Origin of the sequence: Erythrobacter sp. (assembly GCF_024305245.1) — a bacterium.
Classification (GTDB): Bacteria; Pseudomonadota; Alphaproteobacteria; order Sphingomonadales; family Sphingomonadaceae; genus Erythrobacter.
Genome location: NZ_JAMWYX010000002.1, coordinates 265446 through 281902, shown reverse-complemented (window position 1 = coordinate 281902; position 16457 = coordinate 265446). Strand labels below are relative to the sequence as shown.

Genomic DNA, 16457 nt, shown 5'->3' with positions numbered 1-16457 from the left:
TCGATCACCGGCACCACCAATTCCTTCGCTACGGATGCCGAATGTATAGGAGGCTATGGTAAACAAGGCCCTAATTGCACGCCCCTGACCGGTCAGATCTCGGTGGCAGAACGGCAGGCTATTGCCGCCATCAGTGATCACCGCAGGGCTGCTTCAACCGCCCGCAAAAATGGCAAAGCCGCCCGCGCGCCTATCGGGCGCGGGGCGGCTTTACATTCGTGTGCACAGTGGTGACCCCAGCGCGATGCCGTCCGGTCACCATCCGAAGCGTCAGCGCGGCGCCATCCGGATACCGCCGTCCAGACGCACGTCCTCGCCGTTGAAATAGCCGGTCTCGATCATGCACATGGCGAGCTTGGCGTATTCGGTGGGAATGCCGAGGCGCTTGGGGAACGGCACCGATGCGGCCAGCGCGTCGCGCACGTTCTGCGGCGCAGCGGCCAGCAGCGGGGTGTCGAAGATGCCCGGCAGGATTGTGTTCACCCGGATACCTTCGTTCATCAGGTCGCGCGCGATGGGGAGCGTCATGCCGATCACGCCGGCCTTCGACGCGGAGTAAGCCGCCTGCCCGATCTGGCCGTCCTCACCCGCGACGCTCGCGGTGTTGACGATCGCGCCGCGCTCACCGTTCTCGTCGAGCGGGTCGAGCGTCAGCATCCCGGCGGCCGATTTGGCGATGCAGCGGAAGGTGCCGATCAGGTTGACCTGAATGACGAAATCGAAAGCGCTGACCGGGAAGTGCTTGATCGATCCGTCTTCCTTGGAACGGCTGGCGGTCTTGATCGCATTGCCGATCCCGGCGCAGTTCACCAGAATGCGCTCCTGACCGTGGGCTTCGCGGGCCTTGGCGAAACCGGCGTCGACGTCTTCATCGCTGGTCACGTTGACCTTGCAGAACACGCCGCCGATTTCTGCGGCAAGCGCTTCGCCCTTTTCCTCGTTCATGTCGAAGATCGCGACCTTCGCGCCCTTGGCGGCGAGCGCGCGGGCGGTGGCCGCGCCGAGGCCGGATGCGCCCCCGGTGACGACGGCGGGGGTATTGGCTGAAACTTCCATTGTGTTTGCTTCCTTTTTCCGTTCGCCCTGAGCTTGTCGAAGGGCTGCATTTTCTTCTGTCCCGCGTCTTCCTAAGAAGGACGTCCCTTCGACAAGCTCAGGGCGAACGGGTGTGGGTGGTTGAGGTCAAAGGCTCTCGATAATGGTCACGTTGGCGACACCGCCGCCTTCGCACATGGTCTGGAGGCCGTATTTCTTGCCGTGACGCTTCAGCGCATGAACCAGCGTCGCCATCAGCTTGGTGCCCGACGCGCCGAGCGGGTGGCCGAGCGCAATCGCGCCGCCGTGGACGTTGAGCTTGTCCGGATCGGCGCCGGTGTGCTTGAGCCATGCCAGCGGAACGGAGGCAAACGCCTCGTTCACTTCGTACAGGTCGATGTCGGCCATCGTCAGCCCCGCGCGCTGCAAGGCCTTGTCGGTGGCGAACAGCGGTTCTTCCAGCATGATCACCGGATCGCCCGCAGTCACGGTCAGATTGTGGATGCGCGCCAGCGGGGTCAGGCCATAGCGCTTCAGCGCGGCCTCGCTCACCACCAGCACGGCGGAAGACCCGTCGCAGATCTGGCTCGCCGAGGCGGCGGTCAGCGCGCCATTGGGATTGATCAGTTTGACGCCCGCAATGCTCTCCAGCGTCGCATCGAAACGGATACCTTCGTCGACGGTGTGCATCGCGGTGCCTTCGGGCGTTTCGATCTCCACGGGCACAATTTCGGCCTCGAACGCGCCTGCCTTGGTCGCGGCAATCGCCTTTTGGTGGCTGGACAGCGCGAAGCGGTCGAGATCGTCCTTGGTGAAGCCGTGCTTCTGGACGATCATCTCGGCGCCCATGAACTGGCTGAACTGGATGCCGGGATACTGCGCCTGAAGCTCGGGCGACATGTAGTGGCCCAGGCCTTCCTTCATGTGCAGCGTTGCGTTGGAACCCATCGGCACGCGGCTCATGCTTTCGACGCCGCTGGCGATCACCGCGTCCATCGTGCCGCTCATCACCGCTTGTGCTGCAAACTGGATCGCCTGCTGGGAAGAACCGCACTGGCGATCAATCGTCACCGCCGGGGTGGATTGCGGCAGCAGCTTAGACGCGAGCACGCCCATTCGCCCGACCTGCATCGCCTGTTCGCCCGCCTGCGTGACGCAGCCGGTCACCACATCCTCGATCGCGGCAGGATCGATCCCGCTGCGTTCGACCAGCGCATCGAGCGACTTTGCCAGCAGGTCGACAGGATGCACCCCTGCAAGGCGACCGCCGCGTCGCCCCCCGGCGGTGCGGACGGCTTCGACGATATAGGCAGTGCTCATTGCTCTCTCCTTGCAATCTTTTCAGGCGCCATCGGCGGATCAGTTTCGTATCGCCACTCGCCTTTGCCCACCCGCCTATTCAACGCGGCGGAGCAAATCAAGCTGGCAAAAGCGACGGCGCTCCTACAGCGCCCTTGCCCCTGCTTACGCGCAGCGATAGCGCCGGTGCGATGAGCGACGGCGTCTCCCCCGATCAGGCCCAACGCGCACTGGCGAGCGGCGATCCGGCCGCGCTCGGCATGTTCGACCGCCTGCTGGCGCGCGATCCGGGCAATGCGCGGTTGTGGCTGGGCAAGGCGCAGGCGCTCGAACTCAATGGCGACGGGCGCGGCGCGCGGATCGTCGCGCAGCAGCTTGCCGATCAGGCACCCGGCTTCACCGCCGCGCTCACTTATCTTGCTGGATTGCGGCTGGCGGCGGGCGAGCCCGATTTCGCGGCCCCGTTCCGCGTCGCTGCGGCGCGTGTGCCGTATGATCCCAACATCCCCGCCGCCCATGTCGAGGCGCTGGCCGCCGCCGACCTGTCAGGTGAGGCCGCTTTGGTGGCCGCAGAGGCGCGGCGGAGCTTCCCGGACGAGGCGCATTTTACCCTGCTCGAGGCGATCCACACCGGCGCCGCAGGCCAATGGGCGCAGGCCGATGCGCTGTTTGGCGAGCTTGGAGCCGACCATCCCCAGCGCCTGCTTCACGAAGCGCGGCACCGGCTGCGCGGCCGTGATCCGGCGGCGGCAGAGCGCCTGCTCGCACAGGTGCTGGCGAGCGAACCGCACGATATCGCCGCATGGGCGCTGCGCGGGATCGCTTGGCGGCTGGCAGACGATGGCCGGGCGGCATGGCTCCACGAACAGGCGGGGCTGGTCGCGCTGCTGCCGCTCGCCGCACGTGACGGACTGCTTGCGGAAGCCGCTGCCCAACTGCGCGATCTGCACGCGTCCGCCCGCCTGCCGCTCGGGCAGTCGCTGCGCGGCGGAAGCCAGACCCGCGGCATCCTGTTCCAGCGCGAAGACCCTGTGCTAGCCGATCTTCACGCCGCTATCACCGAGACGCTGGATACCTACCGTGCCCAGCTTCCGCCATCCGATCAAACCCACCCGCTGCTGCGTCACCGCGATGTACCGTGGCGGCTGGCGGGCTCATGGTCGGTGCGACTGACCGGCGGAGGCGATCACCACAAGGCGCACATCCATCCGCAGGGCATCGTCTCCTCCGCGCTCTATCTGGTCGTGCCGGATCAGGCGCAGGACGAAAGCGAGCGCGCAGGCTGGCTCGAGATCGGTCGCCCGCCGCCCGATCTGCGGCTCGATCTGGAACCGCTGCAGGTGATCAGGCCACGCGAAGGCCACCTCGCGCTGTTTCCCTCGACACTCTATCACGGCACGACCGCGTTCGGTTCGCCCGGCAACGCGTCAGCCGAGCGCCTGACGGTTGCTTTCGATGTTGTGGCAGCGCCTGGAACTGCGGCATCGTCCGGTCCGCCACAAGCGGCCGCCCCCGAAGCATTGCAGAGGCCCTAGGTCAGCCCCGGTCCAGACTCTGTTTTTCGTTGCATCCGCGCACCACTCCCAAGGAAAGACAGCATAAATACTGTTGCATTCAAGTTACAACCTCGGGGCGAACGCCCCCTCGGCCCGGGGAAGTGCTTGGCTTCTTTGTTGCCATGCGCCAACGGTTCAACCCTGTGTGTGATACCACCCCCCAAGGGTGCAATGTCACACCTGATTTTCTGACCGGCTCCGGCGCCTAAAAAACGGTCCGGCGGTCAGGCAATTTGGGGTCTACCTGACAAGGCGCCCCTAAATAGAGGGAACGTTATTACTATGAAGATCTCGACCAATCTCAGGCTGAGTGTCGGCACGGTCGCACTTGGCCTTGCCCTGACGGCTTCGCCTGTCCTTGCGCAAGATGCCGAGGAAACCACCGAGACCGCGACCGAGGAAGCTCCGACCGCGATCGTCGTTACCGGTTCGCGCATCACCAACCCCAACCTCGTGCTTTCCAGCCCGGTTTCGGTCGTCAGCGACACCGAACTGAAGCTGCGTCAGACCAACACCGCGGAACAGTTCCTGCGCGAACTGCCTTCGGCTGTTCCGAGCATCGGTTCGGCTGTGAACAACGGCAACGGCGGTGCATCCTTCGTCAACCTGCGCGGCATCGGCTCGCAGCGTAACCTCGTGCTACTCGACGGCCGTCGCTTCGTCCCGGCTGACCAGACCGGCCGCGTCGACCTCAACAACATCCCGCTCGCCGTGATCGAGCGGACTGAAATTCTGACCGGCGGCGCGACCACCACCTATGGTGCGGACGCGGTTTCGGGCGTGGTGAACTTCATCACCAAGAAGAATTTCGAAGGCGTGCAGCTGGATGCCAGCTCGCAGATCACCGAGCGTGGCGATGGCCTGACCCACCGTGTCGACCTGACCTTGGGCGCCAACTTCGCCGATGGCCGCGGTAACGCCGTGTTCAGCCTCGGCTACCAGTCGACCGACGAAGTGCTGCAGGGCGATCGTTCGTTCTCGGAATTCAACGTCGATTCGTTCAGCGGCGCAGCCGGCGGTTCGTCGGCAGCGGTTCCGGCCGTTATCATTGGCCCGGCAGGCCCCGGACCGGCCGTTTCCGGTCAGATCAACGCGGCAGGGACCGACATCGGCGCCTTCGATCGTCCGTTCAACTTCAACCCGTTCAATATCTTCCAGACCCCGTTCGAACGTTACAACATGTACGGTTCGGCGGACTATGAGATCTCGGACGCGCTTGAAGTCTATGCGCAGGGCGTATTTTCGAAGCAGACCGTTTCGACCATCATCGCTCCGGGCGGGACGTTCTTCAACACCTACCAGGTGAACCTCAACAACCCGTTCATCCCCGATGCCATCGCCCAGCGTTTCGGCGATCGTCTGGGTCTGACGGCGGCGCAGTTCGCTGCCGCGCGCAACACCCAGTTCGGCCCGACTTTGGCTGACGGTTCGCCGAACCCGGATTATGTCCAGTTCGGTACGCAGGTCCGTCGTCGCTCGGTCGAGGCCGGCGTGCGTTTCTCCGACTTCACCACCACCCTGTTCAACATGGTCGTTGGTGCACGCGGCGGGATCACCGACGATATCTCGTGGGATATTTCGGCAACCTACGGCGAATCCGAGCGTATCCAGCGTCAGGGCGGCTTCGCCCGCCTCGATCGTCTGCAGCAATCGTTGTTGGCCGTTCCTGATGGCGCTGGCGGCGTTCAGTGCGTCGACACCTCGCGCGGTTGTGCGCCGCTCAACCCGTTCGGCCTTGAAGGCAACCTCGGTTCGCCCGAAGCGATCGCGTTTGCGTTCGATCTGACCCAGCAGGTCATCGACATTTCGTCGATTGGTACTGTCAGCGGCCTGATTTCCGGCGATCTGCCCTTCGCAATCTCCGCAAGCCCGGTCGCCTTCGCGATCGGTGCTGATTACCGCACGTATGAAGCATCGACGGTTTCGGACGAAGCCTCGCAGACACCGGGTGCGGTTGTCGGCGGCGGCGGTGCCAGCCCGAACTTCGATGGTTCCTATGAAAATATCGACGTCTACGGCGAACTCGTCATTCCGATCCTCGAAGGGGTAAACTTCTTCGAAAGCCTGACGCTTGAACTGGGTGGCCGCTATTCCGACGTGAACATCGTCGGTTCGGAGTTCACCTGGAAGGCTGGCGGTTCCTGGGAACCGGTTGATGGTCTGCGTATCCGCGGCAACTACTCGCGTGCTGCGCGCTCGCCGAACATCAGCGAACTGTTCTTCCCGGAAACGACCGGATTGGACAACCTGGCGAATGATCCGTGCGCAGGCGCGGCTCCGGTTGGCAATGCGCAGCTTGCTGCGGTTTGTCAGGCTCAGGGCGCTCCTGCCTCGTCGATCGGGAACATCCTGCAGCCTGCTGCTGGCCAGATCAACGTCACCACGGGCGGTAACCAGAACCTTGATTTCGAAATCGCCAACACCTGGACGGTCGGCTTCGTCACCACCCCTGCGGCGGTTCCGGGTCTGTCGGTCTCGGTCGATTACTTCAACATCAAGCTCGACGGTGCCATCGGTACTCCGGGCATCGGTGACGTGATCGGCGGTTGCTATGGCGGAACGCTGGACTTCAACACCAACTCGTTCTGCCAGCTGATCTCGCGTAGCCCGACGACCGGTGGTCTTGACGGCTCGCCGGACGAAGTGCGCGGCCTGCTGCTCAACCTGACCAACCTTGGCCGCATCAAGACCGATGGTATTGATGTGTCCGTGAACTGGGGCACCGAACTGACCGACACGATCGGCTTCGACGTTTCGGTTAACGGCACCTGGACCAACCAGAACCGGTTCCAGGCGATTGCAGGTTCGGATGACTCGCCGTTCCGCGATTGCGTTGGGTTCTACTCGGTCAACTGTGGTTCGATCCAGCCGGAATACGTGTTCGACACCCGCACATCGCTCAGCTTCGCTGAAGATGCGCTGCTGTCGCTGCGCTGGCGTTACCTCAGCGGCACCGAGCAGGAGCCGCTGGACATCGAAGATCAGGGCCCGGCCTTCATCGGCGACACCGACCTGTTCGGTGACGTGGACTTCACGCAGATCCCGTCGGAGAGCTACTTCGACCTGACTGCGCAGTTCTACGCGATGGACAACCTGACACTGACGCTGACGGTGCAGAACCTGCTGGACAACCAGCCGACTGTCGTCGGTTCGACCATCGGCAGCACCGCCTTCAACAGCGGCAACATCTTCCCGTCGACCTACGACGCGCTGGGTCGTCGTTACGCAGCTGCGGTCAGCTTCCGCTTCTAAGCGGACGTCTGATCCAACGAGAAAGGGGGCGGGTCGCAAGACCCGCCCTTTTTTTATCTGCTCAGGTCTGTAAGATACAATTTGCATTCCTGCGAAGGAGACCAATCATGATCATCACTCTTGCTATGGCAATCCCTGCGCTGCTGCTTCAGGCCGCGCCTTCGGCCACGGACGCAGCGGCTGCGCCGCAGTCCGACAGTCAGGCCACACAAGCCAGCGCATCGGCCGAAGCCGAATCCGCCCCCGCAACAAAGGTCGCGGACGCGTCGGTCCCCATCACCGACAAGAGCCACCCCGATTATGTACGCTGCCGCAGCGAACGCGTCATCGGCTCGCTCGCCAAGCGCACGAAGACCTGCAAGACTAATCGCGAGTGGGAAGAAGTCGCCCGCGTCGGCAACCGCGGTGCGCGCGACATCGTTGAGAGCCAGCAAGTCGGCATGAACGGCCAATAACGCCGTCTGCCACGGGGCCGGACCAGCGGCGGCGTAACCGCTTCTGCAGGTCGCCGTAGATCAGGGTTCACCCTGCCGCCATCGCCAGGCAAAACAAAAGGGGCTCGGCCATCTCTGGCCGAGCCCCTTTTGCGTGTGCCGTGTGGCTTGGCCGTTACAGCCCGCCAGGCCCGCAATCATTCGCGAGATAATCGAGCATCTTCGTGTAGAATTGCTGCTGATGGTTATACATCAGCGTCACATAGAAGTGGTCGGCATCCTTCAGCGTGACGAACTCGCCGGTCTTGCCGAGCTCCTCGAACTTCTTCTTGTAGTCGGTGTAGTGGTAATAGAGCACGCGGCTGTCGTCTTCCGGATGCACCATCAGCAGCGGGATGTTGACCTTGTCGACCTCGGCATAGGGGTTGACGCCGACGGTCACGCCGCGGCCCTTGAACCATTCGTCGATCGCCTTGGGCGTGCCGGGACCCACGACGTCGCGATACCACACCTCGGGGCGGGAAACCGCCGCACCGGCGATCGCGCACTGATAGATGTTCGGCTCGCGAGCGGCCGCAACCAACGCCGCGTATCCGCCATATGACCAACCGAACATGGCAATCCGGTCAGGATCGACGAGGCCTTGCTCGACGAGATAGAGCGCCCCGTCGTCCTTGTCGTCCTGCATTGCGTAGCCGTGTTCATTGTGGCCGAGGTCGAAGTGCTTCTTCCCCCAACCCACAGTCATGCGGTAACCCGGCTGCAGCACCATATAGCCGGCACTGGCGAGCAACTGCCCCCATTCGTCGTAATCCACGACTTCGGGGACCGCCGGGCCGCCGTGAGGCAGCACGATCAGCGGGAATGGCGGGGTGCCCTTCGGTACTGTGACGTAACCCGGGATCGTCAGCCCGTCACGGGCGGGATAGCGGATGTATTTGACATCGGAGAGCTGCTCCGGCGTCACCAACGGATTCCGGCTGCCGAGCTTTGCCAGCTTGCCGTCCTTGACCAGCCAGAACGAACCCGGATCGCGCGGCCCCGAATTGTACACCACCATCGATTTGCCATCGCGTGAACGGCTGGAGATGTTCAGCTGATGCGCATAGGGTATCTGCTGTTCGAGCGCCTCGTAGAGCGCCTTTTCCTCTTCGTCGAACCAGTGACGCTCCATCTTCGCGCCCGGATAGGACGCATAGGCGAGCTTGTTGTTACCGGGGATCGAGTGAAGCCCGATGCCCATTACGTCGGCATCTTCGGCCTGAAACAGTTTCTTGCCGAACTGGCCGGTTTCAAAATTGAACTCCCACAGCGCGGCCTTGTCTTCGCCATTGCGGGCGTCGATGATGTAGCCGATGTTCGGATTCTCCGCATCGAAACCCGCAAGACCCTGAAAGTTGGCGATAAAGCGGTAAAGGTTTTCCATGAGGTTCTGGTCAAGAACATCGCCGAACTGGGTCCACGATCCGTCGCCAGGCTTGCGGTAATAGGTCTTGATCGTGTTGTCGCTGTCCCGCCCGATGGCGAAGCGAGGGTTGCCCTTGTTGTCGAAAGTGACAGCGCCGTATTTGCTGCTCCCCCGCAGCACCAATTCCTGCGCCCCGGTGATGAGATCGAGCTTGTAGAAATCGCGCGGACGAAACGCCGCCAGAGGATCGCCCCCCGGGCCACCGGTTACAGAGTTGCCTGATGCGATCAGGATCTTGTTGGGCTCGTCAGGCAGCAGGTTGGCGATCTGGAAGCTGCCCCTGATCTGGTCGAACTTGTTGGTTTCCAGATCGTAGAAATAGGACGCGAAGTTGCGCGTGTTTTCTTCCTGCCTCTTCACCGACTTGCGCACTTGCTGCCAGGCGTTCCCGAAAATTTGGGTATCGCTCACCCAGCGAGCGTTGATGATCTCCATCGGATCCGCCGCGAGCGTCTTGTAAGGCGTGGTGAGGTCGTCGGTCTTGAAGATCTGCAGCAGGTAATCGCCCTCACGGCTCGGGCTGATGTGAACCAGCAGATGCTTGCCATCCGGCGAGATCTGAACCTGATTAACGACATCGCGCAGCGCCCATACCTCGATCGGCACGGTGCTGCCGGATTGCGCCTGCGTATCGACGGGCGCGGCAAGGCCAAGACCCATGACGAAGGCCCCGGCCACCGCAGCCATCAGTGGTGCTTTGATGTATTTCATGAGAGCGATCTTCCAAGATTGATTTCGAACAGAGAAAGCGGTGAACCAGCCATTCGGCCAGCGACAGCACAGCGCCTATAAGAACAAAAAAGCGGCCCCCCGACAAGCGCGAGAGGCCGCTTTTTCTTGACGTGTCAGATCATCCCTCGATCAGAATGCGTAACGCACCGAAGCGAAGAACTCGCGGCCATCGAGATCATAGCCGTTGCCGATCGGCACGTTGTTGACGCCGAACACCTCGTTGGTGTCGATTTGCGCCGGAGCGCGATCGAACAGGTTGGTGATACCGGCGATCAGCGTCAGATCGTTCTTCCGGTAGCGGACCGATGCAGTGTGCTCGAAGTAATCTTCGGCAAAACCGACATCGCGGCAATACACCCCGTCCCCGGCAACGTTGCCGTTGATTGTTCCATCGGCATCGCGCGAACCGGCGCCGAGGCAGGTGTCGGCGAAGAACCCGGTGAAGTTTCCGTCCGGATCATAACCGAAAGCATCGGACAACGGATCGATGTCCTCTTCTTCCTGCTCCACACGGCCGATCCAGCGGGTTTCCCAGGTGAACCGGAAATCGCTGACATCGGCGAAGAAGGTGGCGGTGCCGGTCCACGACGGGAAACCGAATTCGCCGGCGTCCTCGTCGAAGGTCGGTGTGCCATCATCGCCGATGAACAGGCTCGAACGCTCGATCAGGTGGTTGCCCCGCAGGATCAGGTTCAGGCTCACGTTCTCATCGAAGAGCGTGACATCCTTGCCGAAGCGGGCGTTGAGATCGATCCCGCGCACGCTTTCCTGGTTGAGGTTGATGAAGCCGCTGGCAACATCGGTCACCAGACCGCGGGTCGAAGAGTCGAGCGGACCTGCCGTGATGCGATCACAGAAGGGGCTGCGATTGGCTTCCTGCCGCGCAAAGCAGTCATTGAGGATGAAGCCGGTCGAAGGCTCGACGATCGAACCCTTCAGCTTGATGTCGTAGTAGTTGAAGTTCAGCGCAACATCCCAGTCACCCGCGAAGGATTCCTCGAAGGCGAAACCGGTCGTGATCGAGCGCGAGGTTTCCGCCTCGACGTCGAGCGAACCACCGGTCGTGATCTCGATCCCGGTCAGCTGGTTCGGCGACAGTTCGGCATTGTTCGGATCGAGACCGACGCGGGTCGGATCGCGACCTTCGCGGCGGCAATTTTCGAGGATTACCGGATCACGGGAGTCACCCGACTGAACGTATTCACCGGTTTCGGTGTTGTAGGCATCGTCCGGAACCGCGCAGGGATCGGAGAAGGTGTTGAAGCCCGACTGACCGGCGAGGAAGTTCTCGCGCAGGTTCGGCGCACGGAACGAGGTGCCGTAGCTGACCTTGAACAGCAGCGAGGGAATCGGACGCCAGCCGCCCTTAAGCGCGAAGGTACCATTGGTGCCGTAGAATTCCTCGTCGGTCAGACGACCCGAGATGTTGACGGTCAGCTCTTCGACCAGCGGCTTGCCGGCCTGAAGCGGAATATCGACTTCACCGAAGATTTCACGGATCCACTTGCTGCCCGTTGCACCCTGGTCGGCGCTGAAGCCGAAGAACAAGCCATTGCCAGCTTCATCATTGGGCCGCGAGTCGATTGCGTCCTCGCGCCATTCGGCACCGAGCACCACCCCGACCGGACCGGCCGGCAGTTCGAACAGATCGCCGGTGACAAAGCCCGAAATCAGGGTCTGTTCGTAGATCGTCTTGAACCTGCGTTCACCGAACAGGTAGTCACGCTCTGCCGCGGTGTCGAAATTGCCGATCACCTGGCCCAGCGCACCCGGCGCGAACAGGTTCACGGGGACGCAGCCCTGCGTGAGGTCGGACAATGCAGCGCCTGGATTACGCAGGCCAGCAGCGTTGCAAGGTCCGCCGGTCAGCGGCATGAAAGCGAGGTTCTGGTTGTAGTCGTCAGCAATGCCATCGCCGTTGTTGTCGATGATCCCGTCACTGCTGAAATCAGCGGTCGGGTCGATCCCCAAAGCGAAGGCAAGCTTATCTTCGCGGATACCGCGAGTCACCGAATTGCCTACCGAGCGCGAATAGACACCGGCAAGCTCGAAGGTCCAGGTCGAACCGATGAACGGCAAGTCGCCGCGCACACCGAGCACGCCGCGATATTGCTCCTGCGTGATATCGAAATTGTTGCGGTCACCGTCGATCGCAAGGACCGGAATAACCGGCAGGCTGAACCCGGAATTGCCGCCCGGACGGCCCAGCAGCGTAACTTCGGCCGCCGCACAATCATTATTGGCGATGTTGCAGGGGTTGAACGCGTTGCTGGCGGGCACATAGGGGAACAGCTGCGGCGCCCCGGTGTTGTCGGCACCGATATCCGCGCGGGTGTAGTTCGCTTCGAAGAAGGGCGTGATGTTGGCCGCACCGGGGAAGGTGTATTCCCCGTATGCCATAACGTTGTAGAGTTCCTGACGGCTCAGGAAGATCTGCTCGAGGTTGGTGCCGTTACGGTTCACTTCCTGGAAGTCGACATCGCGCAGACCGTCGCCATCGGCGTCGATATCGCGGCCACCGGTGAAGAACACGTCATAGCCCGGAATGCCCGAGTTGCCGTTACCGGGGATGCTCCACAGGTTGCCATAGGTCTGGAACTGCGAAACGAACCGACCGACCTGGCTGGTGATCTTGCACTCGTCGCGCGAGGTGCTGACGCCCGGAGTACGGTTTTCGACGATGGCGGCAGACCGAACGTCAAGCGTGCGGATGTTGCCGGCCTCATCGATTTCGTAGTGCGTGTCGCAGCCGTTGAAGAAATCGCGATCCTTCAGGCGGATTTCGTCACGAACGCGGTATTCGGCACCGATCCCGAACACGGCACGATCGGTGTTGAAGCCCCATGCGCCGCTGAGGGTGTAATCGTTACCGGCCCCCTGCTCATTGAGGTCGCCCGCAGCGAACAGCTCGAGACCGTCGAAGTCCTTGCGCAGCACGATGTTGATCACGCCTGCGACAGCGTCCGAACCGTAGATCGACGATGCGCCGTCAAGCAGCAGGTCGAAGCGGTCGACCAGCGATGCGGGGATCAGGTTGGTCGAAGGACTGGTCGGCGCGCCTTCAACGCCTGCCGGTGCAAGGCGGCGGCCATTGACCAGCAGCAGCGTGCGGCTGGCATCCAGACCGCGAAGGTTGATCGTTTCCGAACCAGGGCCGTTGTCGAGCACGAAGCCGTTGAAGGTCGCATCGATCTGGAGACCGGCGGCTGCCTCGCTACGCTGGAGGATCTGGGTCGGGTCGAATGCGCCGACAGCCTGGCTTGCTTCGGTCGAAAGCACCTGAAGCGGCGAGATCGAGCTGTAGGTGTCGCGCACGATGCGCGAACCGGTAACGGTGATGTTGCCAGCGGGCGCCGTTTCCGCAGGCTCACCGGCTGTGGTCACATCGACCTGCTCTTCCTCTTCCTCTTCAACCGGCTGGTCGGCGTCCTGCGCCCACACAGGACCGGCAATCACAAACGCGATTGCGGAAGCGGAAAAGGCCAACGCCTTGATCGAATTGCTCTGAAATTTCTTCATGATCGCTCCAGTTGCCCAAACCGGAGAATGAAAAAGCAACAACGCCGCCACACCACATAATTGCCCCATGTGGATGGCGCGTAGCTAGTTGGTTGCTCTGTCAGTCCCCGCAGTGACAGATTTGTGCAATAGCGAAGGTTTGATGTCAAAGCGCCGTGTGGGCCGCCCGCACTTTTCCGGGTGGTGTTGCGTTAATCCCACATTAAGCCGCGATCCGCCGGGTCCGACGCAATTTTGTTACTTCGTAGCTTTGCAGATACGAAAAGAAAGGCGCAGTTGCGCGTAACAAAACGCCAGCCTTGCCGGAATGAACCCGGCGGACTCATATTGTTTCAGAGCCGCGCACGACCACAAATTCCGGTGACGAGCGCGATTGCGTGGTCAGCGGCTTAGCGAATCGTCATGCTCAGTTGCCCGTCGCCTTCGTCGATCACCAGCGTGCTGCCGTCCGGTAGCTTGCCCTCCAGCAGCATCTCGGCGAGCGGATCCTGCAGGTAGCGCTGCACCGCTCGTTTGAGTGGCCGTGCGCCATAGACTGGATCGTAACCCACCCGCCCGAGCCAACGCAGCGCGGCGTCGGTCAGGTCGATGGTGATCTTGCGATCGGCGAGCAGTTTCTGAACGCGCTTCACCTGAATCGCGACGATCGGAGCCATATGTTCCTGCGCCAGCCGGTGGAACAGGATAATCTCGTCCAGACGGTTCAGGAATTCGGGCCGGAAATGCCCGCGCACCACGTCCATCACGTCCTTCTCGACCGTCGCCGGTTCGGCGCCGTCGGGGAGGTTGGCGAGATACTGGCTGCCGAGGTTCGAGGTGAGAATGATCAGCGTATTGCTGAAATCGACCACCCGCCCCTGCCCATCGGTCAGGCGGCCATCGTCGAGCACCTGCAGCAGCACGTTGAAGACGTCGCTGTGAGCCTTCTCGACCTCGTCGAACAGCACCACCTGATAGGGGCGGCGGCGCACCGCCTCGGTCAGCACTCCGCCTTCTTCATAGCCGACATAGCCCGGAGGCGCGCCGATCAGGCGGGCGACCGCGTGTTTCTCCATGAATTCGCTCATGTCGATCCGCACCATCGCGCTGTCATCGTCGAACAGGAACCCGGCGAGCGCCTTGGTCAGTTCGGTCTTGCCGACGCCGGTCGGGCCGAGGAACAGGAAACTGCCGAGCGGACGGTTCGGATCCTGCAATCCCGCCCGCGCGCGGCGGACGGCCTTGGATACCGCCGTGATCGCCTGCGTTTGGCCGATCACCCGCTTGCCGATGATGTTCTCCATGTCGAGCAGCTTTTCGCGCTCGCCTTCCATCATCTTGTCGACCGGCACACCCGTCCAGCGGCTGACCACGCCGGCGATGTCCTCTTCGGTCACTTCCTCGCGCAAAAGGGCATTTTCCGATAGCGCCTGCGCATCGACCAGCTTCTGTTCGAGTTCGGGAATGCGCCCGTAGGACAGCTCGCCCGCCTTGGCGAGATCGCCGCTGCGCTGCGCCTGTTCGAGCTCCAGCCGCGCGGCATCGAGCTGCTCCTTGATCTTGCCTTCGGCCTCGATCTTGTCGCGCTCGTTCTGCCAGCGGGTGGTGAGTTCGGAGGATTGCTGTTCGAGGTTCGCCAGCTCCTCGCGCAGGGCGACAAGGCGATCCTTCGACGCCTGATCGGTTTCCTTGCCGAGCGCGCTCTCCTCGATCTTCAGCTGGATAATCCGGCGGTCGAGCGCCTCGATCTCTTCGGGCTTGCTCTCCACCTCCATGCGGATGCGGCTAGCGGCCTCGTCCATCAGGTCGATCGCCTTGTCGGGCAGGAAGCGGTTCGAGATGTAGCGGTCGCTGAGCTTCGCCGCGGCGACAATCGCGCCGTCGGTGATGCGCACGCCGTGGTGCAGCTCGTACTTGTCCTTGATCCCGCGCAGGATGCTGATCGTGTCCTCGACCGTCGGCTCGTCGATAAAGACCGGCTGGAACCGCCGCTGGAGCGCGGGGTCTTTTTCGACGTACTTCTGGTATTCGTCGAGCGTGGTCGCGCCGATGCAGTGCAACTCGCCGCGTGACAGGGCGGGCTTCAGGAGGTTGGAGGCATCCATCGAACCTTCGCTGGCGCCCGCACCGATCAGGGTGTGCATCTCGTCGATGAACAGGATGATCTGGCCATCGGCGTTCTTCACTTCGTCGAGCACGCTTTTCAGCCGTTCCTCGAATTCGCCGCGATACTTCGCGCCCGCGATCAGCGAGCCCATGTCGAGGCTCATCAGCGTGCGACCCTTGAGGCTGTCGGGCACGTCGCCATTGGCGATCCGCAGCGCGAGGCCTTCAGCAATCGCGGTCTTGCCGGTGCCGGGCTCGCCGATCAGGGCCGGGTTGTTCTTGGTGCGACGGGCGAGGATCTGGATCGTGCGGCGGATTTCCTCGTCCCGGCCGATCACCGGATCAAGCTTTCCGTCGCGCGCGGCCTGGGTGAGATCGCGGGCGAATTTCTCCATCGCGTCATAGGTGTTTTCGGCGCTGGCGCTATCGGCACGCTTGCCGCCGCGCAGCTGTTCGATCGCGGCATTGAGCGATTGCGGCGTAATGCTGGCCGATTTCAGCGCTTCACCCGCCGCGCCCTGCGACAGCGCGAGCGCGACAAGCAGGCGTTCGACGGTGACGTAGGAATCGCCCGCCTTGTCGGCGATCTGTTCGGCCTGGTCGAGCACCCGCACCGCATCATTATCGAGACCGGGGGTCGCCTGCGCGCCGCTGCCGGTGACAGCCGGAACCTTGGCGAGGCCCGCATCGACCGCCGCAACCGCCAGCGCCGGCGTGCCGCCCGCACGCTGGATCAGCCCCGCGGCCATGCCCTCGCTATCTTCGAGCAGCGCCTTCAGCAGGTGCAGCGGCGTAATCCGCTGGTGGTTCATGCGGATCGCCACGGTCTGCGAGCTTTGCAGGAAGCCCTTGGCGCGGTCGGTGAACTTTTCGAGATTCATCTGGTCAAACCCCTCACTGGAACGTCTGGCCCCGAAGTAGTGTTGCAAATTGGCAACACAAGGCCCGGCGGTAAAATTTATCCCTGATCCCGCACCGATAATTGGGAAGCCCTGCCGCCAAGGCAAGGGGTGTTGCGCAACTAATACACCCACCGCCACTCCCTTGACCTCGTGCCGCCGCCAAGCGATGGAACCG

Annotated in this window: 8 protein-coding genes; 3 read left to right on the top strand and 5 right to left on the bottom strand. The window is 62.4% G+C overall.

Going from position 1 to position 16457, the window contains the following annotated elements:
* Positions 1-270: 270 nt before the first annotated feature.
* Together Q0L48_RS04180 and Q0L48_RS04175 are read right to left on the bottom strand one after the other, a co-directional pair.
* Positions 271-1056, bottom strand: a complete 786-nt coding sequence (locus Q0L48_RS04180; RefSeq protein ID WP_296717602.1) for an SDR family NAD(P)-dependent oxidoreductase — start codon at positions 1054-1056, stop codon at positions 271-273.
* A 126-nt stretch (positions 1057-1182) separates the two neighbouring features.
* Positions 1183-2355 carry an acetyl-CoA C-acetyltransferase gene (locus Q0L48_RS04175; protein WP_296717601.1) on the bottom strand — a complete coding sequence of 391 codons (1173 nt, stop codon included), beginning with the start codon at positions 2353-2355 and terminating at the stop codon, positions 1183-1185.
* Between the two features lie 170 nt (positions 2356-2525).
* Between Q0L48_RS04175 and Q0L48_RS04170 the strand changes: the two genes are divergently transcribed.
* The 3 genes from Q0L48_RS04170 to Q0L48_RS04160 all read left to right on the top strand — a co-directional run bounded on the left by Q0L48_RS04170 (position 2526) and on the right by Q0L48_RS04160 (position 7597).
* Positions 2526-3869, top strand: coding sequence for a putative 2OG-Fe(II) oxygenase (locus Q0L48_RS04170; protein ID WP_296717600.1), 1344 nt, complete (start codon positions 2526-2528; stop codon positions 3867-3869).
* A gap of 303 nt (positions 3870-4172) precedes the next feature.
* Positions 4173-7142, top strand: a complete 2970-nt coding sequence (locus tag Q0L48_RS04165; protein WP_296717599.1) for a TonB-dependent receptor — start codon at positions 4173-4175, stop codon at positions 7140-7142.
* A 107-nt stretch (positions 7143-7249) separates the two neighbouring features.
* Positions 7250-7597, top strand: a complete 348-nt coding sequence (locus Q0L48_RS04160; RefSeq protein WP_296717597.1) for a hypothetical protein — start codon at positions 7250-7252, stop codon at positions 7595-7597.
* Between the two features lie 154 nt (positions 7598-7751).
* Here the strand turns inward: Q0L48_RS04160 and Q0L48_RS04155 are convergent, their stop codons facing one another.
* The 3 genes from Q0L48_RS04155 to clpB form a co-directional block, all read right to left on the bottom strand.
* Positions 7752-9755, bottom strand: a complete 2004-nt coding sequence (locus tag Q0L48_RS04155) for a prolyl oligopeptidase family serine peptidase (RefSeq protein WP_296717593.1) — start codon at positions 9753-9755, stop codon at positions 7752-7754.
* 150 nt (positions 9756-9905) lie between these two features.
* Positions 9906-13295 (bottom strand): TonB-dependent receptor, encoded by a 3390-nt coding sequence (locus Q0L48_RS04150; protein WP_296717590.1) that lies wholly within the window; start codon positions 13293-13295, stop codon positions 9906-9908.
* 389 nt (positions 13296-13684) lie between these two features.
* The gene (clpB, locus tag Q0L48_RS04145; RefSeq protein WP_296717587.1) at positions 13685-16261 is read right to left on the bottom strand and encodes an ATP-dependent chaperone ClpB; all 2577 of its coding nucleotides are present in this window, start codon (positions 16259-16261) and stop codon (positions 13685-13687) included.
* Positions 16262-16457: the final 196 nt, after the last annotated feature.